Origin of the sequence: Ferrimonas futtsuensis DSM 18154 (assembly GCF_000422645.1) — a bacterium.
Classification (GTDB): Bacteria; Pseudomonadota; Gammaproteobacteria; order Enterobacterales; family Shewanellaceae; genus Ferrimonas; species Ferrimonas futtsuensis.
On record NZ_AUGL01000002.1, the window covers coordinates 281,279 to 306,043 of the forward strand.

25 protein-coding genes are annotated in these 24,765 nt (G+C 57.8%); 15 read left to right on the plus strand and 10 right to left on the minus strand.

Features of this window, described 5'->3' with window-relative positions; all coding sequences use genetic code 11:
* The first annotated feature begins 1 nt into the window (after position 1).
* The 4 genes from G505_RS0103250 (at position 2) to G505_RS0103265 (ending at position 3,798) form a co-directional block, all read left to right on the plus strand.
* Positions 2–1,240, plus strand: coding sequence for an ABC transporter permease (locus G505_RS0103250; protein WP_245568325.1), 1,239 nt, complete (start codon positions 2–4; stop codon positions 1,238–1,240).
* A 9-nt stretch (positions 1,241–1,249) separates the two neighbouring features.
* Entirely contained in the window at positions 1,250–1,750 is a 501-nt protein-coding gene (locus G505_RS0103255; protein WP_028108278.1) for a DUF3299 domain-containing protein, read from the plus strand.
* Positions 1,751–1,931: 181 nt separating this feature from the next.
* Complete coding sequence (locus G505_RS0103260; RefSeq protein ID WP_028108279.1) at positions 1,932–2,417, plus strand: MarR family winged helix-turn-helix transcriptional regulator; 486 nt, start codon at positions 1,932–1,934, stop codon at positions 2,415–2,417.
* A gap of 181 nt (positions 2,418–2,598) precedes the next feature.
* Positions 2,599–3,798, plus strand: coding sequence for a carbohydrate porin (locus G505_RS0103265; protein ID WP_028108280.1), 1,200 nt, complete (start codon positions 2,599–2,601; stop codon positions 3,796–3,798).
* Positions 3,799–3,913: 115 nt separating this feature from the next.
* Here G505_RS0103265 and G505_RS0103270 read toward each other — a convergent pair whose 3' ends face one another.
* The 5 genes from G505_RS0103270 to G505_RS0103290 all read right to left on the minus strand — a co-directional run bounded on the left by G505_RS0103270 (position 3,914) and on the right by G505_RS0103290 (position 10,503).
* Complete coding sequence (locus G505_RS0103270) at positions 3,914–5,488, minus strand: BCCT family transporter (RefSeq protein ID WP_028108281.1); 1,575 nt, start codon at positions 5,486–5,488, stop codon at positions 3,914–3,916.
* Positions 5,489–5,902: 414 nt separating this feature from the next.
* Entirely contained in the window at positions 5,903–6,769 is an 867-nt protein-coding gene (gene ablB / locus G505_RS0103275; protein ID WP_035385018.1) for a putative beta-lysine N-acetyltransferase, read from the minus strand.
* On the minus strand, positions 6,762–8,207 hold the full coding sequence (locus tag G505_RS20450; RefSeq protein ID WP_051215849.1) for a sodium:solute symporter family protein: 1,446 nt from the start codon (positions 8,205–8,207) through the stop codon (positions 6,762–6,764). The genes ablB and G505_RS20450 overlap by 8 nt, the downstream gene beginning before the upstream one ends.
* Before the next feature lie 9 nt (positions 8,208–8,216).
* Positions 8,217–9,413, minus strand: coding sequence for a KamA family radical SAM protein (locus tag G505_RS0103285; RefSeq protein WP_028108283.1), 1,197 nt, complete (start codon positions 9,411–9,413; stop codon positions 8,217–8,219).
* Positions 9,414–9,744: 331 nt separating this feature from the next.
* A complete protein-coding gene (locus G505_RS0103290; RefSeq protein ID WP_157509001.1) occupies positions 9,745–10,503 on the minus strand; it encodes a hypothetical protein in 759 nt (252 codons plus the stop codon).
* A 205-nt stretch (positions 10,504–10,708) separates the two neighbouring features.
* On the opposite strand from G505_RS0103290, the gene G505_RS0103295 reads away from it, so the two are divergent.
* Together G505_RS0103295 and G505_RS0103300 are read left to right on the plus strand one after the other, a co-directional pair.
* The gene (locus G505_RS0103295; RefSeq protein WP_028108285.1) at positions 10,709–11,413 is read left to right on the plus strand and encodes an aspartate/glutamate racemase family protein; all 705 of its coding nucleotides are present in this window, start codon (positions 10,709–10,711) and stop codon (positions 11,411–11,413) included.
* A 51-nt stretch (positions 11,414–11,464) separates the two neighbouring features.
* The gene (locus G505_RS0103300) at positions 11,465–11,959 is read left to right on the plus strand and encodes a GNAT family N-acetyltransferase (RefSeq protein WP_035385019.1); all 495 of its coding nucleotides are present in this window, start codon (positions 11,465–11,467) and stop codon (positions 11,957–11,959) included.
* 1 nt (position 11,960) lies between these two features.
* On the opposite strand, the gene G505_RS0103305 is transcribed toward G505_RS0103300, so the two are convergent.
* From G505_RS0103305 to punR, 3 genes are all read right to left on the minus strand, one after another.
* Positions 11,961–12,434, minus strand: coding sequence for a DUF6702 family protein (locus G505_RS0103305; protein WP_028108287.1), 474 nt, complete (start codon positions 12,432–12,434; stop codon positions 11,961–11,963).
* Positions 12,431–14,791, minus strand: coding sequence for a M1 family metallopeptidase (locus tag G505_RS0103310; protein ID WP_051215850.1), 2,361 nt, complete (start codon positions 14,789–14,791; stop codon positions 12,431–12,433). Before G505_RS0103310 ends, G505_RS0103305 begins: the two co-directional genes overlap by 4 nt.
* A gap of 262 nt (positions 14,792–15,053) precedes the next feature.
* Positions 15,054–15,956, minus strand: a complete 903-nt coding sequence (gene punR, locus G505_RS0103315) for a DNA-binding transcriptional activator PunR (RefSeq protein ID WP_028108289.1) — start codon at positions 15,954–15,956, stop codon at positions 15,054–15,056.
* A gap of 138 nt (positions 15,957–16,094) precedes the next feature.
* Between punR and punC the strand changes: the two genes are divergently transcribed.
* Positions 16,095–17,303, plus strand: a complete 1,209-nt coding sequence (gene punC, locus G505_RS0103320; protein WP_028108290.1) for a purine nucleoside transporter PunC — start codon at positions 16,095–16,097, stop codon at positions 17,301–17,303.
* A gap of 8 nt (positions 17,304–17,311) precedes the next feature.
* Here the strand turns inward: punC and G505_RS0103325 are convergent, their stop codons facing one another.
* Both G505_RS0103325 and G505_RS0103330 read right to left on the minus strand, forming a co-directional pair.
* Positions 17,312–18,187 carry an alpha/beta hydrolase gene (locus G505_RS0103325; RefSeq protein ID WP_028108291.1) on the minus strand — a complete coding sequence of 292 codons (876 nt, stop codon included), beginning with the start codon at positions 18,185–18,187 and terminating at the stop codon, positions 17,312–17,314.
* 66 nt (positions 18,188–18,253) lie between these two features.
* The gene (locus tag G505_RS0103330) at positions 18,254–18,787 is read right to left on the minus strand and encodes a 4'-phosphopantetheinyl transferase family protein (RefSeq protein ID WP_157509003.1); all 534 of its coding nucleotides are present in this window, start codon (positions 18,785–18,787) and stop codon (positions 18,254–18,256) included.
* 217 nt (positions 18,788–19,004) lie between these two features.
* On the opposite strand from G505_RS0103330, the gene G505_RS20455 reads away from it, so the two are divergent.
* The 8 genes from G505_RS20455 to G505_RS0103370 are packed head-to-tail and all read left to right on the plus strand — an operon-like array spanning position 19,005 to position 24,764.
* Positions 19,005–19,643, plus strand: coding sequence for a beta-ketoacyl synthase chain length factor (locus tag G505_RS20455; protein ID WP_051215851.1), 639 nt, complete (start codon positions 19,005–19,007; stop codon positions 19,641–19,643).
* A complete protein-coding gene (locus G505_RS20460) occupies positions 19,643–20,458 on the plus strand; it encodes a lysophospholipid acyltransferase family protein (protein WP_051215852.1) in 816 nt (271 codons plus the stop codon). The genes G505_RS20455 and G505_RS20460 overlap by 1 nt, the downstream gene beginning before the upstream one ends.
* Positions 20,403–20,672 (plus strand): phosphopantetheine-binding protein, encoded by a 270-nt coding sequence (locus tag G505_RS0103345; RefSeq protein WP_028108293.1) that lies wholly within the window; start codon positions 20,403–20,405, stop codon positions 20,670–20,672. The genes G505_RS20460 and G505_RS0103345 overlap by 56 nt, the downstream gene beginning before the upstream one ends.
* Complete coding sequence (locus tag G505_RS0103350) at positions 20,672–20,920, plus strand: acyl carrier protein (protein ID WP_028108294.1); 249 nt, start codon at positions 20,672–20,674, stop codon at positions 20,918–20,920. Before G505_RS0103345 ends, G505_RS0103350 begins: the two co-directional genes overlap by 1 nt.
* Complete coding sequence (locus tag G505_RS0103355; protein WP_028108295.1) at positions 20,920–21,459, plus strand: COG4648 family protein; 540 nt, start codon at positions 20,920–20,922, stop codon at positions 21,457–21,459. Before G505_RS0103350 ends, G505_RS0103355 begins: the two co-directional genes overlap by 1 nt.
* Positions 21,456–22,763 carry an AMP-binding protein gene (locus tag G505_RS20465; protein ID WP_051215853.1) on the plus strand — a complete coding sequence of 436 codons (1,308 nt, stop codon included), beginning with the start codon at positions 21,456–21,458 and terminating at the stop codon, positions 22,761–22,763. The genes G505_RS0103355 and G505_RS20465 overlap by 4 nt, the downstream gene beginning before the upstream one ends.
* On the plus strand, positions 22,747–23,103 hold the full coding sequence (locus G505_RS0103365; RefSeq protein WP_051215854.1) for an ApeI family dehydratase: 357 nt from the start codon (positions 22,747–22,749) through the stop codon (positions 23,101–23,103). Before G505_RS20465 ends, G505_RS0103365 begins: the two co-directional genes overlap by 17 nt.
* Positions 23,100–24,764, plus strand: coding sequence for a glycosyltransferase family 2 protein (locus G505_RS0103370; RefSeq protein WP_028108297.1), 1,665 nt, complete (start codon positions 23,100–23,102; stop codon positions 24,762–24,764). The genes G505_RS0103365 and G505_RS0103370 overlap by 4 nt, the downstream gene beginning before the upstream one ends.
* Position 24,765: the final 1 nt, after the last annotated feature.

Here is a 24,765-nt window from a genome sequence, read left to right on the forward strand (position 1 = left end):
GATGACACGAAGTATGGCCAATCGGCGCACCAGCGTTGGGCTGACCCTGGCGGTGATTGCCCTCTCCGTTGCCCTGTTTATCGGGGTCGAAATGGTCAGGACCCAAGCCAGGCAGAGCTTTGCCAACACCATTTCAGGCACGGATCTGGTGGTGGGAGCACGAAGTGGCGGCATCAACCTGCTGCTCTACTCGGTGTTCCGGCTGGGGGATGCCACCAACAATATTGGTTATGACACCTACCAGAGGCTGGCCGGCACCAAAGGGGTGGCCTGGACCATTCCCCTGGCCCTGGGGGATTCCCACAGGGGGTATCGGGTGGTGGGCACCAATCTCGATTATTTCCACCACTACCACTATGGCAAGGGGCAGTCTCTGGCCCTGGCTCAGGGTGTCCCATTTGAGGGACTGTTTGATGTGGTCCTTGGCGCCGAGGTGGCCAGCAAACTGGGCTATCAACTTGGCGATCAGCTGGTGCTCTCCCACGGTGCCGGGGCGTCGGTCAGCTTCTCCCAGCACGATGAGATGCCCTTTACCGTCGTGGGAATCCTGGCACCAACCGGCACCCCGGTAGATCGAAGTCTGCACGTTTCTCTGCAAGCCATAGAAGCGATTCACCTGGGTTGGCAGGGGGGAAGCCGCCGTTATGCGATCAGCGGTGGTCAGGTAAACCAGTATGATTTGACTCCAAAGACCATCACCGCCTTCCTGGTGGGGCTGGAGAACAAACTGCGACTGCTTGGGGTACAGCGGGCCATCAACACCAACCGTTCTGAGCCCTTGTCCGCCATCTTGCCTGGTATGGCCCTGTCTCAGTTGTGGGCGCTGCTGTCTCAGGGGGAACGGGCCCTGGCCATTGTCTCCGGCTTTGTAGTGGCGGTGGGACTGACCGGTATGTTGACCACCCTGTTGGCCAGCCTGGGAGAGCGGCGCCGAGAGATGGCCATATTGCGGGCCATGGGCGCCGGACCCAGGCACATCTTCCTGTTGCTGTGGGGGGAGGCGGCCCTGCTGAGCCTGATTGGCACCGTGTTGGGCTACCTGCTGGCCCAGCTTAGCGTGCTGCTGCTGTCGCCCTGGGCAAGGAGTCAGTATGGTCTTGAGCTGAGTCTGGGGATGCCCGCAGATTCTGTGCTGTGGATGATGGGGGCGGTGCAGTTGGCCGGCACCTTGGCCGGGATAGTACCTGCCTGGCGCGCTTACCGGCATACCCTCAGCGATGGCCTGACCCAAAGATTGTAAGGAGAGAAAATGAACGTTCGATATCTGTGTTTGGGTCTGTTGGCCCTGATGAGTCAATTGGCCTATGCCGACGTCAAGGTGCTGGAATGGGAAGACCTGGTCCCGGCTGAGGAGCGTAATCAGCCGCTGCCTCCGCCCTCCATGGCCATTCACCCCATGTTTGCCGATGAAAGCGCGCCCATCGATTGGATACAGACCTATGGCAAGGTGGTGGAAGCCCTTAACGGTAAACAGGTGAGATTGGCCGGGTTTGTGGTGCCTCTGGAGGGGGATGAGAACAAGGTCACCGAGTTTTTGCTGGTGCCATACTATGGCGCTTGTATTCATGTGCCACCGCCGCCCACCAACCAGATCGTCTATGTGAACTATCCTGAAGGCCTGCCGCAGGACATTGTCTGGGATGCGGTGTGGGTGACCGGCACGCTCAATGCGGTGACCTACGACATGGAAACCTTTGCGGCGGGTTACTCGATGAAGGCGACCCTGGCCAATCCCTACGACGAGGGGTAGGCCGTGACAGGGCAGGGGATCTGGCCCGGCCTGTTCCCATTTCGGAGCGGGGTGGGGGAAGATTCCAGGCCCCTTTTTGGTGATGCCCGGGTAATTTCAACTCAGAGCAATAAGTTAGTTGCCTAAAGTTCGAGGGTGAATATACTCGGCAATTATCTGTTGAATTTTGTATAGGAAGAACATGCCTGAGGCACAATACTGGCCTGAGGTGCTTGTGGCACTTCGGCGCATCATCCGGGCGACCGACCTGCAGTCTAAGAGGATGATCAAAGCCTGCGGGCTGACCATTCCCCAGGTGATGGTGCTCAGAGCCATCGATACCCTCGGGGATGTGACGGTGCGCCGTCTCTCTAATGACGTCTCACTGAGTCCGGCGACGGTCACCACCATCTTGAATCGTCTGCAGGACCGCGGACTGATTGAGCGGGTCCGCAGTCAGACCGACAAGCGTATCGTCAATGCCAGGCTGACCGAGGAGGGGAGCCGGGTTTTGGCATCGGCTCCGCCACTTCTGCATGAGAAGTTCATCGACCGGTTTGAGAATCTCAATGATTGGGAAAAGACCCAAATCCTCTCTTCCATGCAGCGAGTTGCCTACATGATGGACGCCGAGACTCTGGATGCGGCGCCTCTGCTGGATATCGCCTCACCGGATACAGTGAAGTAAACCAGGAACCCCATAAAAGGGCGGCGTAAGCCGCCCTTTTTTGTGTCTGAAATCAGCACAATGATTTGAGATCAAATGATTGCTCCGTTAACATGTAACGTTGTTGCGTCCCGGCGGTTAAAGAAATGTGGTTCGGGGCGTCTGTTGGAACATTCACAAAAATCATTTAGGACGCGTTGTAATGAAAACCAAACTGGCCATTGTCATCGGTATGATTTTCTCCGCCGCGGCTGCAGCTCAAACCAGTGAAATCGAGGAGCTTAAGCAGCGAATCGACGAGTTGGAGAAGCGTCAGCAAGCGGTAGAGCAGGAAAAGGATGAGGGAGGCATTACCCTGGGTGGTGCGGCTCGATTCCAATATAGCTATGAAGATTATAGCGATGACAACAGCGACAGAGGCGGAGACTTCGATTTTGATGTGTTCAGGTTGGATGCCAATGGCAAGATTGGCGACCTGACGCTGTCTGCTCAATACCGTTGGTACCAATATATGGATGTGCTGCATCATGCCTGGGTTGGCTATGATTTCAGTGACAGCCACAGCGGTCAGATCGGTGTCACCCAGGTGCCTTTCGGCATCCTGCCCTACGCTTCTCACAGCTTCTTCTTCAGCTCAAACTTTTACACTGGCCTGGAAGATGACTATGACATGGGCCTGAATTATAAGTTTGAGTCCAAACGAAATCGATTGGATGTGGCGTTCTACAAGAACGATGAGCAGGGCGGCATCGATGGCTATGTGTCTGAGCGCAGCGATCGTTACTCCTATGACGTGCTCGGCGTGCGCCTGGAGGGCGAGGGCACCTACGATGCGCCAAGCCTGGAGGTGGGGGAAACCAACACCTTCAACCTTCGCTACGCTCACACCCTGCAACTGGACGGCGGTTCGGTGGAACTGGGCCTGTCGGGCCAGTTTGGCGAGTTGGAGGTGGACGGCAACATGGATGGTGATCACTGGGCTGCGGCGGTGCACGGCGTCATCAACTATGGTGCCTGGAACGTTCAGCTTCAGGCGTCCGACTACGAATACGACATCGATGGCATGGAAGTGGAGCAGATGGTCGTCGGCGCTTATGCCTTTTACGATTCCATTCCCGCAGAAGCGATCACCTACACCGCCAACATCGCTTACAGCCTGCCGGTGAAGATGGGCCCGGTGACCAACCTGACCTTCTACAACGATTACTCGCTGATGACCGACAAGCCGGGCGAGTTGGACGACACCTTCATGAACGTCACCGGTATGGCGATCAGTGCCGGGGCGCTCTACACCTACGTGGATTTTGTGGTTGCTGAGAATCAGCCCTTTATCGGCGGCACTCTGGTGGGCAGTGGTGACACCAACAAGCGGGTGAACATCAACTTCGGCTACTACTTCTAAGCCAGAGGTTCACAGCATCCAGCCCCGCCCATTGGCGGGGCTTTTTTTGTCTGGTGGTTGGTCTCGGGCCAACAAAAAGGGGCGCCGCGGCGCCCCTTGGAATCGGAATGTGAGGTTACCCTCTTGGCTCGGTCTTCATGCCTTTGACCAGGCTGACGCACATCATCAGCAGGATAAAGGTGAAGGGCAAAGCGGTGGAGATGGTGCCCGCCTGCAGGGCCTGAATCGCTTCGGTGCCGCCGATCCACAGCAGGGTGGCTGCGATGGCGCCTTCGATGGTGGCCCAGAAGATGCGCTGAGGTACAGGGGCGTCCACCTTACCCCCGGCGGTGATGCTGTCGATCACCAGGGAGCCGGAGTCGGAAGAGGTGATGAAGAACACCATGATCAGCACGATGGAGATCACTGACAGGAAGGTGCTCCAGGGCAGGGCATCATAGGTGTAGAACAGCGCCAGGGTGATGTCCGACAGGCCATTGGTGCCCAGTTCGCCCACCTTGTTGACGATCTGGTCGATGGCGATACCACCAAATACCGACATCCAGATGATGCATACCGCTGTGGGGATAAACATCACCGCAATCAGGAATTCACGCACGGTACGACCTTTGGACACCCGGGCGATGAACATGCCAACAAAAGGAGACCAGGAGATCCACCAGGCCCAGTAGAACACGGTCCAGCCATGCATCCAGGCTTCATCTTCCCGCCCATGAGGGTTGCTCAGGGGGATCAGGTTCTCGGCGTAGCCCAGCAGGGTTTGTCCCAGATTGCCGAAGGCGACGGCGGCGCCCACCAGGGTCACAAACACCAGCAGGGCCAGAGCCACCAGCATGTTGACGTTACTCAGTACCTTGACGCCGCCCTCGATGCCGCGGACCACGGAGACCACCGCCAGGCCGGTGACAAAGGCGATGACGCCAACCTGCATGCCGATGCCGCCTTCGGTGCCAAACACATGATTGATGCCGCTGGAGGCCTGTTGGGCACCCAGGCCCAGAGAGGTCGCCAGACCAAACAGGGTTGCCAGCACCGCCATAATGTCGATGGCGTGACCAAACCAACCCCAGGTCCGATCCCCCAGGATGGGGTAGAAGATGGAGCGGATCGACAGGGGCAGCCCCTTGTTGAAGGCGAAGAAGGCCAGGGACAGGGCGACCACGGCGTACATTGCCCAGGGGTGCAGGCCCCAGTGAAAAATGGTGGCGCCCATGGCGACCTTGATCGCTTCAGGAGAGTTGGCTTCGACGCCAAGTGGCGTTTCATACCAGCCGGTGAAGTAGGCAACGGGCTCGGCAACACCCCAGAACATCAGGCCGATGCCCATGCCAGCGGCAAACAGCATCGCCATCCAGGACAGGTTGGAGTGTTCGGGACGGGCGTCGGCACCGCCGAGGCGGATGCGGCCGTAAGGGCTGACCACCAGCCATAAACAGAAAATCAGGAACAGGTTAGCCGACCACATAAAGAGGGCGTCGAAGTTGTTTATGATTTTCCACTTGATGCCGTCGAGGGCGGCTTTGGCGGTGGCGGCATCACTGATGAGGATGGCTGCCAGGAAAAGAAGAATCAGGCCGGCACTGATGCCGAATACAGGGTTATGGACATCAAACCCCCACTTCTGAATGTTGTCTTGACCAACGGTATAGTCCGTATTATCGATACTGTACTTATCTATGGGGTTACTCATTAATCCTCTCTGTTAGATTTGAAATCAAACCAATTGATGAGATGTTTTAGTTGTAATGCGGGACAATGCTAACAAAGTGTTAGGGTAGAGCTCAAATCGTCTGGCGACTTGAAATCTGCTTTCGAGCATGTTTTGGTGATAAAAACACCAGCGAGTTACGGTTTGAATATCATTAAGTTCATTAAAAACAGTTGCTTATGCTGTTTTTGGCGTCGAGTGGGCCGAAAGGGAAAATGCAACGAGCTGTAGTGAAAATAAAATGACATCTATTGGGCAAAAGTGCATTCAAGTCTAAATATTAACCGCTCAATGCTTATAGCTGAAATTAATTGTTCAGGTTTCAGAGTTTGGCGTAGCCGGCTAAATGGCTACGCCAGTTGTTTGGATCCTAACAAGCTAAGGGGGGATGGCCGATCATCTCAAGGCCTTATACCAGACGTTCATGGTTTCTATATGTCCGCTTATCTGGGTATTGTTGGTCAGGCGCCCCGCCAGTTGATATCTCTGACGGGCAAAGGTGCGGTTCATGCCGACTGAGTATGCCCTGGCAATGGTATAAGCCACTCGATAGCCCTCAGAAGAGACTTCCTGCTCCATCTGCCGCAGCAGTAGGCTGGCCAGTCCCTGGCCTCTGGCTGCCGGGCTGGTGGCAAAATCGGTCATCTCAACAGTCATTGAACCGGGGGATTTCTCTGCGGCGGCCAGGGCCATCAGTTCCCCCTGTTGTTCGATGCAGAAGTAGTCCACATCCTCCTCCATGCTTTGCTGCAGGACATCGGGCTGATCGATGGCAAAGGGGTAACTGGGAAATACCTGCCGATAGAGTTGGGCCATTGCGTCCACGTCTTGAGGCCGGCAGCGACGCACCCCGGAACCGCTGTCAGGGGTGTGCACCGGAGCCAGGTTGTGCCTGGCCAGCTGAAGCACCTTGTGCAATTGGTGCGTCTGGGCCTCCTTGGCGCGCTGGGGATCAGGATAGAGTCCCAGAAACAGGGCATCGCACTCTGGATAGAAGCCGGGAATTCGAGCCTCGACGCGAAACCCATGAGATAGGAATCGACCGGCACGGTGCTCCGGGACTTTCGCAAAGAGCTTGCCATAACCGTGCTCTCTGGCCAGTGACTGCATCTGGATGATCAAGCGTGCAGGATCTGCCTCTTTGAGATCCATCAAGTAGATGCGGTTGTTGTTCGGACCATGTTGAATCTGTGCGCCCTCCAAGGAGGTAAGGATGTCGTAGGGGCTCTGATCCTGAGTGTTAGGGGCGAGTGAGTCAGTCATGGAGCTCCTTTTGCGAGTGGGAAGTGGAGAAAATACAGTTCATCATATGGGCGATACCCATGGCGCAGGCGGATGCTGTTAGGCCAAATACGCCCGCATCCAGGCCGCTTGCCTGAATCAACTCGGGCACCGGCAGGGGGGGCCACATCAGCCAGAGTGAGGTGATGCAGCCTGTCAGCATGGAGGCCAGGGCCGTGCCCTGACTTACTCTGGGCCAAAACAGGCAGGCCAGGGTTGGCATTACCAACCCTGATATCATTAGGGTGTAGGCCATCAGTATGGCGGAAAGAACCGATTCAGCCCTGGCGGCCAGGATGATGGCGATCACACCCAGTATCAGAGTGGCCAGCATCGAGTAGCGGACGGTGTACCGGTCATTGTCACGCAGACCCATCAAGTCATTAAGCAGGTTGCCAGAGCAGGCCATCAGGCAGCTGTCAGCGGTAGACATGATGGCGGAAAAGTAGGCGGCAACCACCAGGCCCGTGACGCCCACGGGAAGCAGATCCCGAATCATGGCCGGGACCGCGCTCTCTGCGTCCATCTCAGGCAGGAGTACCCTTGCACACATCCCCAGCAGCACACCACTGAATGCCATCACCGGGTACTCCAGCAAGCCGGCCATAAACCAGGCACGCTTTGCCGTTGCATCGTCCCGGCATGCGTAGATACGTTGATACAGGGTCATGGCAACAAACCAGATGGGGGTAATGGTTACCATCCAGTTGATCAGCGTTATGCCACTGATGCTGCTTAGGCTGAAGAAGTGCTCAGGCAGGGTTGCATTCAGGCCTGACCAACCCCCTACCTGACTCCAGGCCATGGGCAGAGCAAGGCAGAGCAGCCCCAGCAGCAGCACCAGCCATTGGATGCTGTCGGTCATGATCACCGCTTTCAGTCCGCCAAACGCGGTGTATAGGATGGTGGTGCCGCCGATGATCCACAGGGCCAGGGTCAGGGGGCTGTCAAACGACAGTGAGTCGGGAATCAGTGTGACAGAGGCCAACTTGGCTCCTGCCAGCAACTGGGCGGAGGTAAAGCCCAGATAACCAACTCCTGAGATGAGCGCGGCGATCATCGCAACCCTAGGGCCAAAATGGTGGCGCAGCAGATCCGGATAGGTAAACAGGTTTTGGGTTTGGTCCCGTCGTTTTACTTTGGGGATCAGCAGCACCGCCGTGAGCCAGGCTCCCAGCAGACCGGTAAACAGCAGCCAGCTGGCGGAAAGACCCATGGTGAATCCCAGACCCGCAAGACCAATGGAGAATCCGCCCCCTACGTCGGTGGCGGCAATGGAGAAACCCACATGCTTGGCAGGCAGGTTCCTGCCCGCCAGATAGTAATCCTCTCCCCCACGGTGGCGACGGTAGTAGTACAGGCCGACCGCCAGCAATGCCATCAGGTAGCCGAAAAACAGCAGGTAATCGATGGTGTGCATCATCAGTCTCTACAGCAGGTAGGAGACATCAGCGGTGCGGCCTTCGAAGTTGGTGGCGACCAGTCGAGTTTGCTCACCATGGTGTTCTTTACGGACATAGTCAGGCTGTACCGGCATTTTGCCCAGGCCACCAACGCCGTCGACGATAAAGGTGGGAATTGCCGGGCCAGACACCCAACCACGAATGCCGTGATAGATCTCCAGCATCCGATCATAGCTGACTTGGAACTTGCTGTTCCCAGGAGCGGGATCCATAGAGTAGACGTAATAGGGGCGGATACCATTGGACACCAGGTCCATCACCAGATCCCGCATCACTTCAACATCGTCGTTGACCCCCTTCATCAGCACACTTTGGTTGCCCAGCATGATACCGGCACGTCGCAACAGGCTGACGCGCTCCTGGAACAGAGGGGTAATCTCCTTCGGATGGTTGACCTGGGTATTGATCAGGGTGACGCGATTTTTCACCAGTACCTTGCACAGCTCAGGGGTTACCCGGGTGGGCAGCTGTGCCAGCATGCGGCTGCCGATGCGCAAAATCTTCAGATCCGGCCTGGCCTCGCGGATCATCGACAGAATCTGGCCCAACTTGTCGTCGGTGAGAAGCAAAGGGTCGCCACCAGAGAGCAGTACATCCTGCACTTCGGGATGGTCACGCAAATACTCTACGGACTTACGAATGCGATCCATGGAGATGACATTCAGTGGGTCGGAAACCATACGTTTTCGGGTGCAGTGTCGGCAGTAGGCGCCGCAGATGTTGTGCACCAGAAACAGCACCCGATTGGGGTAGCGGTGCACGATGGAGGTGCCCTCCGGCATCATGTCGTCTTCTGACAGCTGGTCACCCATTTCGTGAGGGGCCACCTCCAGCTCATCCTGCTCCGGCACATACTGGATGCGGATGGGACACTCAGGGTCATGTTCATCCATCAGTTGCGCGATGTAGGGCGTTACCCTGGCAGCGATTACCTTGTAAACCTCCCGATCTACCGGGCGAACCTTTTGCAAAACCTTGGCCAAGTCCCTGTCGGTTTTAAAGGACTTGGCCAAGGTTTCACGCCATGGGTGGGCGGCGACATCAAAGTTCATCAGTTCGCTGCGGCTGGCGAAATGGTGAGGGGTGGAGGGGTTAATCAGGGTAAGAGGGATGGTGCGTTTCGAGGGGGCTGAGACCCGTTTCTCAGCGGTACTGGTTGACATGTCAAACATCCGTTTATTGGTAATTGGTTAGTGATGAAATCATTCGTTCTCTAATTAAAATAACGGCTATTACCGACAATTTCAATGGTCCATATGAATGCCAACAAAGATGGTGGTGTCTAAGCATCTGTTTTTATGGCGTAAATTTTGACTTGATAAATTAAGGTGTCATGATGTAACGAACGCTTAACGGAGTTTGGCAAGGTAAATGTTTGATCATAAGTTTGATGCCAAACGTTTGGCGAGGGGTTGGAAAGGGGGTTTTGTTAGATGTCATTTGAATTGTGCCCCCCCGGAATGAGCAACTTTTCGAGGGGCCTATTTCAGTTGATCACCAGCGTTGGCCGGTGTAATCCAAGAGTCGTACCTCTTTGCTGCCCAGATCGAAGGCGGCTCTGAGGCTGCCGCTTTTACCTATGGCCCGTTGGGAGGGCAGGTGCAGATAGAGGGGGATCTGAGAGTGACTGAGGGTCACGGGTTGCCACAGGCCGCTCTCGCTTTCGGTCAGCACCTCGAGGAACACAGTAACAATCAGGGCGTCGCTGTTGTTGCCCCCCATGCCGTACCCCAGCCTGTGAAGGGGGTAGAAGGGATTATCCAGGTCATAGCGGTTGCCTGACGGGACGGTCATCCTGAATCGGTAGGTAAGATAGGAGGCGGCGCGTTCCGGATAGGTCAGCTGCAGTGGTTCTTTATGATAGGGGCTGTTGCGGTCGAAAAACGGAGTGGTCTGTTTGCGTCTGCTGTCGCTGGAAGCGGCGTCGAAACACAGCGGCCGTTCCCCCTCTTTCGCAAGGTAACGGTAGACCAGGCAGGTCAGTTCGCCACCCAGTTGCCGCAGGCCTCTCTCCAGATTGGGATCCCGGCTGAGATCTCTCACCAGTTGCCGTTGATCGTCTGGGGTGTTGAGGGCCATTACCCCCTGAAGGACGCGACGGTTGTCTCGAGTGGGCGGATACCAGTGGTTGCCTGAGATGGCGTACTCGAAGGAGCGAATGTGGTCTACCTGGAAGTAGAACTTGGGGTAGGCGTGCCTGGCCCAGGCAGGCAGAGCGGTGGCCAGCATCAACATCAGTATTGCAATTCTCATGGTATCCCTCCGAGAGACGCTGGATAAATCATACTCAATTCATTCCCGGGCTGTTAAGATTTCTGGTTGAAAATCAACGGAATTGTTGACTTTTTCTCGGAAATTGACAACTCGGTGGTGCCCGGTGAGCAATTCTGTCCAAGCTCAATGGAGACCTTGAGCCTAGTCTGGGGGCAATCGACGAATGAGCGGAGAATGAGGGTCTATGAAAACCATCGGCATCATTGGCGGCATGAGCTGGGAGTCCAGCGTCAGTTATTATCAGCAGATTAACCGGGGTGTTGCCGCTGCTCTTGGTGGGCTGCACAGCGCCAAACTGGTGCTCTACAGCGTGGATTTTGCCGAAATAGAGGCCCTGCAGACCCGCGGCGACTGGCAGAGGTCCGGAGAGCTTCTGGCGCAAGCGGCCGTGGCACTGGAGTCTGCCGGAGCCGATTTCCTGGTGATTGCCACCAATACCATGCATAAGGTGGCGGAGCAGGTGGTTCAGGCCGTGGAGATCCCCCTGCTGCACATCGCCGACGCTACCGCCGACGCTACCGCCGACGCGCTGCTGAGCTCTGGAATCAGTTGTGTCGGCCTGTTGGGGACCCGGTTTACCATGGAGCAGGCATTCTATCGGGAGCGTCTGGAGGCGAGGGGGATCCAGGTACTGGTTCCTGATGGGGCGGGGCGGGCCATGGTGGATAGGGTCATCTATCAGGAGCTGTGCCTGGGTCAGGTCAAACCCCTGTCCCGCCGGGATTACCTGGAGGTGATCGAAAAGCTGGCGTCAGAAGGCGCCCAGGGGGTGGTCCTGGGCTGCACCGAGATTGGCCTGCTGGTCGGCGACAGTGACACGGTGGTGCCCCTGTTCGACACCACAGAGATCCATGCAAAAGCGGCGGTTGCCAAAGCCCTGGAATCGTGAGAAAAAGATAGATTCCCATAAAGTTTCAATGAGATAGAAAAGGGAGACACTATGCTCATTCGCGCCCCCCGCCCCGAAGACGCCGCCGACATTACCCAGACCATGGCGCAGCCGGTCTGTTATGGCAATACCCTGCAGATGCCCCACCCCACCGAGCAGATGTGGTGTGAGCGGCTGACCAGTAAGCCCGACAATCTCCATGTGCTGGTGGTCGAGGTGCAGGGCAGGGTGGTGGCCAATGGGGGACTTGAACTGGCGGCCTTTCCCCGTCGTCGTCATGTGGCCAACATCGGCATGGCGGTGCACCCCGAGTTTCATGGTCAGGGCGTGGGTTCGGCGTTGTTGGCTTCGTTGCTGGAGTTGGCGGACAACTGGCTGGCGTTAAGGCGCATCGAACTCGAGGTGTACAGTGACAATGAGGCGGCCCTGGCGCTCTATCGTAACCATGGCTTCGAGGTGGAGGGGACCGCCCGCGAATACGCGTTCCGGGACGGTCGTTACGTCGATGCTCTGCTGATGGCCAGGATCCGGACGCCGGGCTGTTGATTCAGGGCAGGGTCAGAGTCACCGAGGGCTGGGCCCGGTTGAGCTGCCAGCTCTGGGTTTGGCGGAAATCCTGAAGGTTCAGGGTATTCACCTGACTGGGTTCCACCTCCTGCAGCAGGGTCAGGGTGATGGTCAGGGGGTGTCCCCGATATTCGCCAATGGGCAGCTCCTGATAGATGAGGATATCCTTTACCGTGGGGTCGATGCCCACCCAGTTTGGTTCCAGCTGCAGCCCGGTATCGGTCTCCAGCCTGAAGTGCTGGCTCAGGTACTGCTCCAGCTGCAATTCGGCATCGGCGAAGCCTTTGCTGGCAGGCAGCTCCAGGGCGCGCCCCATATCCCGGGCGCTGTAGCGGTGGATGATCTCCAGGGACTGACCGTTGCGGCTCAAGGCCATTTCGGTCAGTCCAAAGTGGAAATTGTGGGCCCAGGCGCCGCCGCTGAGCAGCGCCAGGACCAGAAGCCAGAGTCTCATTGGGTCTCCTTACCGTCCTCCTTCAGAGGTTCGGCGAACTTCTGCATCATGTTCTTCTTCTTTTTCTCCTTAAACAGCTCCAGCCTGGAGGGCAGGATCTGTCTCGGATAATGGTTGTTGTCCACACTGGTGTCGGCGGTTTGCCAATGGGGGTCAACCACCACAGAGGTTAGCCTTTTCTCCTGGGGCCGTACCAGCATCTTCGTCACTTTTTGAGCGTTCTTCACCCAGATTTCAGCGGGCAGGGTGAGCGACTCCTGTGTGCCGTCGTCGTAGCTGAGCTCCAGGATGATGGGCATCACCAGGCCACCCAGGTTGGAGAAGTCTAACAGGTAGACGTTGTGATCGTCCTGCAGCAGCTCCCGTTCGTACGGCTCCAGTTTGGCCAGCATCTTAGCGTAGTCGTTGCGGTCTTTGTTGGTGGCGGTGAACCGGTCATGCTCGTTGTAGAAGTCCTGCTGCGCGGGTTTGCCGTCGATGAAGCGAGGCATCCCCTGGTTGCGCAGCTCGGTGATGGTTTCCGGTTTCTCCTGATGCTGCTGGCGCTGCCATTGGGACTCGATGTCAGGGTCTTTGGTGTTCACCGTGAAGTGACGCACCCGGTCGATGCTGATGTCGACGTGATCCGTGGTGTAGAACCAGCCGCGCCAGAACCAGTCCAGGTCGATACCGGAGGCGTCTTCCATGGTGCGGAAGAAGTCTGCGGGCATGGGTCGTTTGAACTTCCAGCGTTCGGCGTATTCCCGGAAGGCGAAATCGAACAGTTCACGGCCCAGGATGGTTTCCCGCAGGATGTTCAGGGCGGTGGCTGGCTTGGCATAGGCGTTGTTGCCAAACTGCAGAATCGACTCGGAGTTGGTCATGATCGGCACCTGACCCTCACTCTTCATGTAGGAGATGATCTCCTGGGGTTCGCCGCCCTTGGAGGGGTACTCCTCCTCCCACGCCTGTTGGGCCAGGTACTGAACGAAGGTGTTGAGCCCCTCATCCATCCAGGTCCATTGGCGTTCATCGGAGTTGACGATCATCGGGAAGTAGTTGTGGCCCACCTCGTGGATGATCACCGTGATCAGCCCGTACTTGGTGCGCCTGGACCAGGTGCGGTCGCTGCGATCCTCCTTGTTGATCTCAGGACGAGGGCCGTTGAAGGAGAGCATGGGGTACTCCATACCGCCCACCGGACCGTTGACCGAGATCGCCACCGGGTAGGGGTAGTCGAAGCTGTAGCTGTTGTAGACGTCGATGGTGTGGACGATGGCGGCGGTGGAGTACTTGTCCCACAGTGGCGTCGCTTCCTCCGGGTAGAAGGACATGGCCAGGGTGTCGGTGCCGCCCTTCTTATAGCCCTGGGCATCCCACAGGAACTTGCGGGAGGAGGCCCAGGCAAAGTCACGCACCTTGTCCGCCTTGAAGCGCCAGGTCTTGGTGTCCTTGCTGCGGCGCTTCTCGTTCTCCAGGGCCTCGGCCTGGGTGATGATGTACACCGGCGTGTCAGCTTCTCTGGCCTGTTTCAGGCGCTGACGCTGGGTGCGGGTCAGCACTTTGTCTGGGTTGGTCAGGGTGCCGGTGGCGCTGACCACATGGTCCGCGGGCACGGTGATGTTCACCTCATAGTCACCAAACTCCAGGGTGAATTCGCCATGGCGCAGGAAGGGTTTGTTGTGCCAGCCATGGGCGTCGCTGTAGACCGCCATGCGGGGGAACCACTGGGCCACTTCGTAGAGGTAGTTGTCGTCCCGCTCGAAGTACTCGTAGCCCGATCGACCACCCAGGGCTTTCTGCTCATGAATCTGGTAGTGCCAGCCAATGGTCAGCTCGAAGCTCTGGCCGGATTTCAGGGCCTTGGGCAGGTCCACCCGCATCAGGGTGTCCACCAGGGTGTATTTCAGGGCTTGTCCGTCCTTGCCACTGACCCGGGTCAGGTTGATGCCGGAGGGGTGGACCTGGGTCATCAGCTCCCGGCGGTAGCTGCCCATGTCGATGCGGTTTGCCTTGTCTCCCTCGTCGGCCACCGACACGGTGCGCATGCGGTTGGCCATGGAGTCCTGGCGGAAACGGTTGGCGTCCAGTTGCAACCACAGGTAACGCAGGCTATCCGGTGAGTTGTTGGTGTAGGTGATCACCTCCTCTGCGGACAGGCTCTGATTAGTGTCATCCAGAGTTACATCGATGCGGTAATCCGCCTGCTGTTGCCAGTACTGGTGACCGGGGGCGCCGGAGGCGGTCCGGTAGCTGTTGGGGGTGGGCAGCAGCTCTTCTAGCTGGCGAAACTTGTCACCGGCGACCAGCAGCGGATCGGCGGCCAGGGCGACGGTTGCGATCAGCGACAGGCCCAGGATAAGGGAGCGAAATGGCACGAGCGGTTTCCTTCTAAAGGGTGAATCCCACGGCCGCTCTGGTTATGAGTTTGGTGCGGCGGGGTGTTGTGGCGCGGGCACGATACCATAGGCGTAAGGCGGTGAAAAACCTCGGGCGGCGCCGTCGGGGAGCCGCCGACCAATAAACCGGATTCAGGATATTAAGCTGTGGTTAACACCCGGGATTTACTGGTGAAAAGTACTGGATCTCAGCAAATTGGGAACAGGAAAAATTGTGTAAGCTGGTTTGTCCAGGGCCGAATCAGTTCAGCCATTCCCGGTTCAACTGGTCTCTGTCCTCGCCCAGATAGTCCAGTACCCAGGCCAGCAGGGCGTTGGACTCGTCCTTGCGCCAGGCCAGGCAGCAGTGGCTGGGACTGCGTGGGGTGGGCAGACTTTTTTCTACCAGGATGCCCCGGGCAATCAGCGGCTCGGCGTAGTGGCGGGGCATGCAGCCCAGTCCCAGCCCCTCACTGAAGCAGGCGATGGCGTTGGGCCAGTCGGGCACCATCAGCCGACGTTGGTGAGGCAGTTGCCAGTTGCTGCGCTTGGGCAGGGTGCGGGCACTGTCTTCCAGGCTGATGGCGGGGTAGTGACCGATGACCTCTTCATTGAGATCTTTGTTGTTGGCCAGGGGGTGGTGAGCCGCCATCACAAAGGCCCAGTCGATCTCGCCCATGTCCAGATAGCCGAAGTCCCCGCCGACCGGGATGGCGGAAGTGGCGCCAATGGCAATCTCTGCCCGGCCCTCGGCCAGGGCGTCCCACACGCCGTTGAACACCTCCATGCTGATCACCAGCTCGGCGTTGTCGAAGTGGCGATAGAAATCCCGAATCAGGGCGGTGATCCTGTGGGGCTTGACCACATTGTCCAGGGCCAGGCGCAGGGTCTGCTGCCAGCCACTGGCGACCCTCTGGGTCTGGGCTTTGACCTCCTCCATCTGCCTGAGCATTGCCCTGGCTTGGGTGATGAAGTGTTGGCCCGCTTCGGTCAGCTCGACCCGACGAGGCAGGCGATGGAACAGTTCGACCCCCAGCTCCCCCTCCATCTGGCGCACCCGGTAGCTGATGGCGGAGGGCACCTTGTGCAGTTGACCGGCGGCGGCGGTGAAACTGCCCAGGCGGGCGACGCAATCCAGCAGTTCGAGATCGGTTTTGGCAAACATTTGGCATCAAAATTTTTGAATGATAACCCAGGATAATATCGTTTAATTTTCTTCGATACGACAAATACAATCCTGTCCGTTGATATACAAGGGGCTGGCGCCACCTCGCTCGATGAAAATTATTGAAAGGTATTTATAGTGAAAACCACCAAACTGGAGATGGTTTACCTGGCGGCTCTGTCGATGCTGGGATTTGTCGCCACCGACATGTATCTGCCCGCCTTCGAGCGGATGCAGGATTTCTTTGGCAGTGGCCCGGAAGCGGTGGCGCTGTCCCTGTCGGTGTTTCTGGCGGGCCTGGCCATGGGGCAACTGCTGTGGGGGGCGGTTTCTGACCGGCTGGGGCACCGCAGTGCGCTGCTGACTGGCCTGACGCTTTTTGTCCTGGCTTCGGTGGCCATTGCCTACAGTCACAGTATCTGGCAACTGCTCGCCTTGCGGGCCCTGCAGGCGGTCGGGGTGTCCTCTGCCGCGGTGATCTGGCAGGCGATGGTGATCTCGGAAAAGAGTGAACGCGAGGCGCAGCGCCTGTTTGCCAGCATCATGCCCCTGGTGGCGCTGACCCCGGCACTGGCACCTCAACTCGGGGTAGCGCTGATGCAGTGGTTTGACTGGCAGGGGATATTTGTCGGGCTGGCGCTGATGGGACTGGCCTGTCTGCTGGTGACCCTGAGCCGTACGCCGCGCAGGCCACTGGCTTGCCGAGGCAGTATCGCCGCCGATTTCGGCTTGCTGCTGCGACGGCCCGGTTATCTGGGTAATGTGCTGATCTACAGCTTCGGCTCGGCGGCCTTCTTCGCATTTCTGACCGGCCTGCCCAGGGTGATGACCGGGATGGGATACGTTGCCGCCGATATCGCCATGGTGTTTTTGCCGCAGACACTGGCTTTCATGGCGGGCGGTTACCTGGGCAAGCGACTGGTTGAGCGAATGGGGGATGAGTGGCTACTGAAGCAGCTGTTGGTGTTGTTTGGTTTTGCCTCACTGTTGCTGACGGTCGTCTCCCTGCTGCCCCTCCCGGTTATCTGGCCGATGTTGCTGCCCTTCTGTTTACTGGCCGCCGCCAATGGTGCCCTTTATCCCATCGCCGTCAACCGGGCCCTGGGGCAGGCGAGGGAGTGCCCGGCGACTGGAGCAGGGCTGCAGAACTGCATCCAGATCAGCATCAGCTTTGCCGCCAGTGCGGCGGTGGCGCTCTTTGCCAGCCAGGCTCAGGCCGCCATTGGCATCGCCATTGGCCTCAGCTGTGTCGGTGTGATGCTGGGGTATGTGGTCTCCGATGCCAGCCAGCGTTGCCAGTGGACCCGGCCAGACCCGGCCCGGGTGGCCATGGATGAGCGTGAGTAGCCTGCAGTCTAGGGGTTGGCTGATGGACCGGCCAATTGACTTCGGCGCGAAGGTAAAGAGGGAGTTGCAAGCTGATCGAACCGAAGCAGTAATCTACTTTGATGCTGTGGGTGGTCACTGGTAAAGGTTCTGGCATGAGCGCATAGAGGCATCAGCCAAAACTCCTTCTGTGTCTGCGCAGCCTCATAGAGCTGTATAGAACGTATTGCCGGAATCAACCGGTCCTGACTGCAGTGACTGATGACCACTGGCAGGTGATTCAATGACCTTATCCGTTCTTTCGGTGCGTCATCGGTGTTGATCAGCAGCGGCATCAGGTTGCGCCAAAGAGTGCCACCGGGGTAAGTGCTTACAACGTCCTGTGCCAGTAGCAGGTAGTCATCGAAGGAGCTGTCCAGCACAAGTAAGTCGAATTGGTGTTCAAGCCCGCTTTGTGCCAACCCATCGAGTGCTATGGCACCGCCCATAGAGGTGGCGAGGATGATTCGAGGCAGAGAGTGAAAGTTCGGTCGAGCAACGGCGTGTTCGAGCAGAGAGCGAGCGTCCAGAGCCAGTGCCTCTTTGCTGGCCTTGCCGCCGGATAAGCCGAAACCTGAATAATCAAACAGGAGGACCTGATAGCCTTCATTCACCAGCCACAGCGCTTTTTCGCCGGTTTCGTCAAGATGTCCACGGTTACCGTGAAAATGGATCACCGTGCCTTTGGCGTAGCCCGGGGGGCTATGCAGCTGAACGTGAAGTTGATTGCCGGAGCGGGAGTCCAGGAAGTAGTTGTCGATGCCTGAGCCGATGCGCATTACGTCGGCGCTCTTTGGCGAATAGAAGAATCGATGACCGCAACCGAACAGATTCATCAACAGCAGGGTAAGCAGCATAAATCGCATTCAAGTCTCCTTGAGGAGGCCGGAGGGCCGCCTGTGATGGAATCACCTGATAGTGCGGGTTTGTTGTTATAACGCGCTGAATTTCAAGTTAGTACAGATGGGTTGCTTCAGCAAACTGTCGCTGCAAACTAAGCTGGCGCTCAACCCATTTACGGGAGACCAGCACAGGGCCCAGGATTCCAGGCAAGGGAAGGGGGCAGGGTTTGACGGGATATCTATTTCACCAACTTTCTTGATCAGGTCTGGCGTTATATCTTGCGCCGCCTTAAACGTCGCCTCATACAGGCACCAACGACGAAATAGTTGATCTTTTGGCCATTTCAGGTAATCGGCATACTGATGGAGTTTGTTATTTTTTTCCAATTGAATGTCCACCCCTATGGAGGCATTCAGGCACAGTGCGATGGCAACGAAATGGCCGCTGTGGCTGATGGAGATCTGCCACTGCGAGTCTAGAAAACGTGGCTGCCCCGATGGGGTGCGGTGCCAGCTGTCGGGAAGTGCGCCATCATCGTTAAGTTCTGCAAACAGAGCCTTTACCGCATCTCTTTGTTGTTCTTTCAGTTTTCTATCATTTGATGGTGCTGAAAATTCGGCCAATCCCACTCTGATCTTCTGTTGTTTTGTGATTGCGGACCTATTTAGAGTTATTGTCATCACTGGTGACTCTGATTCAGAGGCCTCTTGTTGTAACATATGTAAAAAAGGGCTATGGTAGCGCCCGCTTGGCGGCCTTTCGAATTTAGTTTAAATCAAGAAAAACATGAAGCAGATATTCCCTATTCTGGAGTGGGAAGGGTGGTGTTCAGGAGGTTCCATGGAACTGGAATCGCTGCCTGAGTATCCCTGGAGCGATCAAGGCGATGCACCTGTTGTGAGTGTGGTGCCAGCGATGCAGCGCCGCAGGCTCACTCGTCTGTCTAAAATGGCGCTTCATGTTGCTTCCGCTCTGGATGAGTCTCATGACCTTCCGTCTGTGTTTGCCTCTCAGCATGGAGAGGTGGCGCATACCATGACCATGTTAGAGGGTATTTTTGGCGGCGACGCTCCCTCTCCCACCAAATTCAGCCAGTCAGTGCACAACTCCGCTTCTGGGGCTTACGGTATCCATTTTTCAAATCAGTCTGCTTCCACATCCATCGCGGCAGGGCGTGACACCCTGTTCTCCGCTTTGGTGGAGGCTCGGGCCATGCTCGAGCCGGGGAGAGACGTGCTGGTCATCTATGTGGATGTGCCCCTGCCTGAGCGGTTTCGCAATGCGGAGGAACCCGCCATTGCCTTAGGTATCCGACTCTCTTTAACAGCCCCACGTCAATTGGTGGCCGAAACGACCACTGACACCCCAGAGTCCTGTGACCAGCCTGCCTGGCAGCTATTGAGTTTGCTGCACAAGGGAGAAGGGGAGCGCGTGGTGAGTCAGGAGCGCCGGTGTTTGCGGTGGAGCCTGGAGTCGTGATGGGGCAGCTGTATCATCTCTATCGCATTGTCGTGACCGGCCTGAGTTTTACCCTCTTCGGGGTGGGCGGGCTGGTGACCGGCTTGCTGTTTTTTCCCCTGCTGGCGATGTTACCGGGGAAACCCATGGTGAAGGAGCGCCGGGCTCAACGTTGTGTGCACCTGATGTTTCGTGGCTTTGTCCGCTTCATGGAGCTGCTGTGGGTAACCCGGGTCGAGGTGGACAAGCCAGAACGTCTCGCGCAGGCCAGGGGGTGCATCATTATTGCCAATCATCCCTGCCTGTTGGATGTGGTGGTGATGATCTCCGTGGTACCTCACACCAACTGCATTGTGAAACAGTCCCTGCTGCGCAACCCCTTTATGCGTTGGGTGATTAAGGCCGCGGGTTACATTGCTAACGACGATCCCGAGTACGTGGTTCGTGACGTTAAAGAGCGCCTGGCGCGAGGCGATAACCTCATCGTGTTCCCTGAAGGCACCCGAACCACCCCAGACAACCCCATCAGCATGCAGCGGGGCGCCGCCAGGCTGATTTTACGTAATCAGGCGCCCGTGCTGCCGGTTACAATCCGTTGCACACCGACCACTTTGACTAAGGGGACTCCTTGGTATCATGTGGCCCCCCGGCGATTCGTTATTGATCTCAGGGTGGGCGAGCAGGTCAACTATGCCCCGGACCCAGAATTACCCGAGTCTCTCCAGGTACGACAACTGACTCGTCGCCTTGAGGCCGGTTACAACATGGAGCTACACCCGAATGAACGAACTGAAACTGGAATTGAAGCAGCTGATCATCGAGTCCTTAGAACTTGAAGAGATCACCCCCGAAGAGATCGAATCTGACGAACCTCTGTTTGTTGAAGGCCTCGGACTGGACTCCATTGACGCCCTGGAGTTGGGCGTAGCCATCAAGAAACGATACGGTGTGAAGCTGGATCCCAACGCAGAGGATACCCGCTCTCACTTCGCCAGTGTGACTGCGCTGGCCAACTTTATCGAAACACAGAAAAAACAGGAGTCCCTGTAATGAGCCGCAGAGAGCAACTGCTTGCGGAGCTGTCCGCCATCCTGATCGACGAGTTTGAGATCGACGCCGATGACATTCAGCCGGACGCCAACCTCTACGAAGATCTGGACCTGGACAGCATCGATGCTGTGGACCTGGTCATCAAGCTACAGCAGTCTTCCGGGGTGAAGATTCAGCCTGAGGAATTTAAGGCCGTGAGAACCGTAAACGACGTTCTGGACGCCCTGGAAAAGCTGATTCCCGCGTGATGAAACGCCTGTTGGCAGTGATGGCAACCCTGTTGCTGCTGGCTTACCCCGTCCTGGTGTTCCTGTCGGTGAACCAGGGAGGAGGGATGATTCTGGCTGCCCTCCTGTTTCTGGTGTTGGCGGCCAGAGCCATTCTGGCCCCGGCAGGCAGCCGGCTGCTGCCTGCGGCCGGATGTGCCCTGGTGATGCTCTACGGGGTCACCCGCCAGGATCAGGTGCTGATGTGGTACCCGGTCATGGTGAATCTTGTGATGCTGGTGACCTTTGCCCTGACGTTGAAGCGGGGCCCCAGTATGATTGAACGGTTCGCTCGCCTGCGTCATCCCGACTTGCCCGACGCTGCCCGCCCCTACCTGGTGCGGGTGACCCGGGTCTGGTGCGGTTTCTTCGTGATCAATGGCAGCCTGGCGCTGGCGACTGTACTGATGGGCGATCTGCAGTGGTGGGCCATCTACAATGGCCTGATCTCTTATGGGTTAATGGGGGTGCTCATGGCCGGTGAATGGTTGGTGCGACCCAAGCACGAGGCGGTGCAATGAGGCTGAGTATCGGTCAGGCGTTGATGGGCGATGACAGCGTCAGCTGTGTCATCACCGGTGAGGGCTGCGTCGACCTCGAGGCCCTGCGTCGGCGAGTGGCTCGTGTTCAGAGTTCTGTGCCGGCAGGTGTAAGCCGGGTCATGCTGTACAGCGAGTGCAGTGGCACATTTCTAGTTCGCCTGCTTGCCCTGTTGGGGCTGGGCATTGAGGTAGTGCTGCCCGCCAATGGTCAGCCGGAGTCGCTGGCCAAGTTGGCCTCAGAACACCAACTTCAGATGGACGATGACTGGCAACCCGCCTGTGGCCAGCCAGGGCCTGTGCGCTGGAGTCAGCAGGGCAGGCTGCGGCTGTTCACCTCAGGCAGCAGCGGTGATGCCAAGCCGGTGGAAAAGACGCTGGAGCAGATAGAAGCGGAGCTGGCCGCCCTTGAGCAGATGTTTGGGCCAAGGTTGGCGGGGACCACCGTGATCGCCAGCGTGTCACACCAGCACATCTATGGCCTGCTGTTTCGTGTTCTCTGGCCTTTCGTCAGCGGTCGCCCCTTTTTGGCTCAAACCCTGCGCTATCCCGAGTGCATCGAAGGCGCACTGCTGAAGTATGCGCCTGCGGTGCTGGTTGCCAGTCCTTCTGTGCTGGAGCGTTGGGACCTGAATGGAAAGGGGGTACCCCGGTTGGCGTTCAGTTCCGGCGGACCCCTGGCTCGTTCTGCGGCGGTAGCCAGAGCTCAGGGCTGGGGAGAGGGCGTGGTGGAGATTTATGGCAGTACAGAGACCGGGGGGATAGCCCGGCGACAGACCTCTGCGGCGCAACCGAATCCGGCCTGGCTTCCCTTCCCCGGGGTGGAAACGCGTATCGAAGCGCAGCGACTGCAGCTTCGTTCAGCCTTCGTTGACCCCCACAGCTGGTATCTTACCGATGATCTGGTGGAGTCGGCGGGCGAGGGTTTTTGCCTCCTTGGCCGGGCTGATCGCACCGTCAAGCTGGCGGAAAAACGGGTCAACCTGGTGGCTATGGAGCGTGCCCTGGAATCATCGGCATGGGTTCGCAAGGCGGCCCTGGTGATGCTGCCTGGCCGACGCGCCCAGTTGGGGGCTGCCCTCGAGCTGACCGTGGCCGGTCAGCAATCCTTGGCAGAGGTCGGCCACCGGGGCTTGTCCGAGAGGTTGAAGCAGGCCCTTATGGGGGAATTTGAGCGGGTGACCCTGCCCAGACGCTGGCGCTACCGGGATCAACTTCCCTACAACAGTCAGGGCAAGCTGCCCCGGACCGCATTATTGGAGCTTTTTGATGTTAACCAAGGTTGATCCTCTTTGGGTGGCACACACTCAGGATGGCCCATTGCACAGCTTTGAGATGACGATTCCCGAAGATTTGGACTATTTTCGCGGTCATTTCAATGGCGCTCCGGTGTTGCCCGGAGTGGTGCAACTTCAGTGGGCGATTCGCAAGGCTCAGCAGACATTCCCCATGGCGGAGTATTGCACTCGGCTGGACGTCGTCAAGTTTCAGCATCTGCAGTTGCCGGGGCAGAGTGTCACTCTGGAGCTGGAGCAGCTGGATGATGCCCGGGTGCGTTTTGCCTATTTCAGTGGCGACAAACGCTACTCCAGCGGTCGCATCGTATTTGAGACGGAGAGTGCATGACACCCTGCCTGCTGATTCCGCATTACAACCACAGCAAGCAACTGCCGCCGGTGCTGGCCTCTCTGGCTCGCCACGGCATCGACTGTGTGCTGGTGGATGACGGTTCTGCCGCGGCGCACCGTGAGGCGCTGGATGAACTGATCGCCGACCGCCCCTGGGTCAAGCTGGTGCAGCGACCCCACAATGGTGGCAAAGGCGCGGCGGTAAAAAGTGGGCTGAACTGGGCGTTTGACCAGGGGTACACCCATGCGATTCAGGTGGACGCCGACGGTCAGCACGACCTAGAGGACCTGCCTGAGCTGTTGGGATTGTGCCGGGAACACCCCCAGGCGCTGATCACCGGCATCCCCAGTTACGATGATTCAGTGCCCCGTCACCGATATTGGGCCCGATACCTGACCCACGTCTGGGTCTGGATCGAGACCCTGAGCCTGGAGCTCAAAGACACCATGTGCGGTTTCAGGGTGTACCCCCTGGCATCAGTGGTGGAGGTTCTGCGCACCCAGACGTTGGGGGACCGCATGGACTTTGATCCGGAGATCATGGTGCGCATGCACTGGCAGGGGGTGCCCATTATTCAGCGGCCCACCAAGGTGATCTATCCAGAACAGGGCCTGTCCCATTTCCGTGCCCTGGAAGACAACTGGCTGATCAGTAAGATGCATACCCGCCTTGTGTTTGGCATGTTGTGGCGGGCCCCCCGGCTGCTGTTTCGTAAAAGTCGCAGCCAACACTGGAGCAATGCCTCGGAGCGCGGTGCCATGTGGGGCCTGAAGACCCTGCTTTGGCTCTATCGTCATGGTGGTCGCTGGTTGTGCCAGGGGTTCCTGCCGCTGCTGATTGGCTATTTCTATCTGACCGGCACCCAGGCCAGGAATGCCTCTAGGGAGTTTCTCTATCGGGTCGCCAAGGCCAAGCAGGGGGCGGAAGCACCTCGCCCGGGCCACTGGCAGAGCTATCGCCATTTCCTGAATTTCGGACAGGCGGCACTGGCCAAGTTGGACGCCTGGAGCGGCCGGCTGGACGTGGGGCCTGCCCAGTTCCCCAATCGTCACCTGTTGGTGGAGCTGTTTGAACAGCGCCGGGGGGCGGTGATTCTGACCGCGCATTTTGGCAACATCGAGATATTTCGGGCGGCGGCCGAGAGTCAGTTCAAACCCAGAATCAATGTGTTGGCCCTGACCAGTCATGCGGCCAAATTCAACGCCATCCTCAAGGAGCTCAACCCTGAATCTCAGGTGGAGCTGCTTCAGGTGGATGACCTTGGGGTGGAGACGGCCATGCTGCTGCAGGAGCGGGTCTCCAACGGCGAGCTGGTGATCATCGCCGGCGATCGCACCTCTGCCAGCAACTTTGGCCGAGTTCATTATGCCTCCTTCCTGGGGGCGCCGGCGCCCTTCTCCGTAGGGCCCTATGTGCTCGCCTCCGTTCTGGAGTGCCCGGTCTACCTGATGTTGGGGCTGCCGACTCCCGAGCTTCACATGGAGAAGCTGTCGGATTCGCTCAAGGGCCCGAGAAAAGAGCGGCAGGCGCAGATTGGCCGCTGCATAGACGACTACGCCGCCCGACTGGAGCAGCAGGTGCTCAAGCACCCGCTCCACTGGTTCAACTTTTATGATTTCTGGCTGCGGGACGATGCCCTGCAGCTTGATAAGGATTGAT

Bases quoted from the DNA above. Each gene is read 5' to 3' on its own strand.
- G505_RS0103285 (WP_028108283.1), bottom strand. From the start codon at position 9,413: ATGTCAACCAGTACCGCTGAGAAACGGGTCTCAGCCCCCTCGAAACGC.
- G505_RS0103370 (WP_028108297.1), top strand. From the start codon at position 23,100: ATGACACCCTGCCTGCTGATTCCGCATTACAACCACAGCAAGCAACTG.
- G505_RS0103365 (WP_051215854.1), top strand. From the start codon at position 22,747: ATGTTAACCAAGGTTGATCCTCTTTGGGTGGCACACACTCAGGATGGC.
- G505_RS0103270 (WP_028108281.1), bottom strand. From the start codon at position 5,488: ATGAGTAACCCCATAGATAAGTACAGTATCGATAATACGGACTATACC.
- G505_RS0103350 (WP_028108294.1), top strand. From the start codon at position 20,672: ATGAGCCGCAGAGAGCAACTGCTTGCGGAGCTGTCCGCCATCCTGATC.
- G505_RS0103295 (WP_028108285.1), top strand. From the start codon at position 10,709: ATGAAAACCATCGGCATCATTGGCGGCATGAGCTGGGAGTCCAGCGTC.
- G505_RS0103260 (WP_028108279.1), top strand. From the start codon at position 1,932: ATGCCTGAGGCACAATACTGGCCTGAGGTGCTTGTGGCACTTCGGCGC.
- G505_RS0103300 (WP_035385019.1), top strand. From the start codon at position 11,465: ATGCTCATTCGCGCCCCCCGCCCCGAAGACGCCGCCGACATTACCCAG.
- punR (WP_028108289.1), bottom strand. From the start codon at position 15,956: ATGTTTGCCAAAACCGATCTCGAACTGCTGGATTGCGTCGCCCGCCTG.
- G505_RS20450 (WP_051215849.1), bottom strand. From the start codon at position 8,207: ATGCACACCATCGATTACCTGCTGTTTTTCGGCTACCTGATGGCATTG.
- G505_RS0103325 (WP_028108291.1), bottom strand. From the start codon at position 18,187: ATGCGATTTATGCTGCTTACCCTGCTGTTGATGAATCTGTTCGGTTGC.
- G505_RS0103355 (WP_028108295.1), top strand. From the start codon at position 20,920: ATGAAACGCCTGTTGGCAGTGATGGCAACCCTGTTGCTGCTGGCTTAC.
- G505_RS20455 (WP_051215851.1), top strand. From the start codon at position 19,005: ATGGAACTGGAATCGCTGCCTGAGTATCCCTGGAGCGATCAAGGCGAT.
- G505_RS0103255 (WP_028108278.1), top strand. From the start codon at position 1,250: ATGAACGTTCGATATCTGTGTTTGGGTCTGTTGGCCCTGATGAGTCAA.
- G505_RS0103345 (WP_028108293.1), top strand. From the start codon at position 20,403: ATGAACGAACTGAAACTGGAATTGAAGCAGCTGATCATCGAGTCCTTA.
- G505_RS0103305 (WP_028108287.1), bottom strand. From the start codon at position 12,434: ATGAGACTCTGGCTTCTGGTCCTGGCGCTGCTCAGCGGCGGCGCCTGG.
- G505_RS0103250 (WP_245568325.1), top strand. From the start codon at position 2: ATGACACGAAGTATGGCCAATCGGCGCACCAGCGTTGGGCTGACCCTG.
- G505_RS20460 (WP_051215852.1), top strand. From the start codon at position 19,643: ATGGGGCAGCTGTATCATCTCTATCGCATTGTCGTGACCGGCCTGAGT.
- G505_RS0103265 (WP_028108280.1), top strand. From the start codon at position 2,599: ATGAAAACCAAACTGGCCATTGTCATCGGTATGATTTTCTCCGCCGCG.
- G505_RS0103290 (WP_157509001.1), bottom strand. From the start codon at position 10,503: ATGAGAATTGCAATACTGATGTTGATGCTGGCCACCGCTCTGCCTGCC.
- ablB (WP_035385018.1), bottom strand. From the start codon at position 6,769: ATGACTGACTCACTCGCCCCTAACACTCAGGATCAGAGCCCCTACGAC.
- G505_RS20465 (WP_051215853.1), top strand. From the start codon at position 21,456: ATGAGGCTGAGTATCGGTCAGGCGTTGATGGGCGATGACAGCGTCAGC.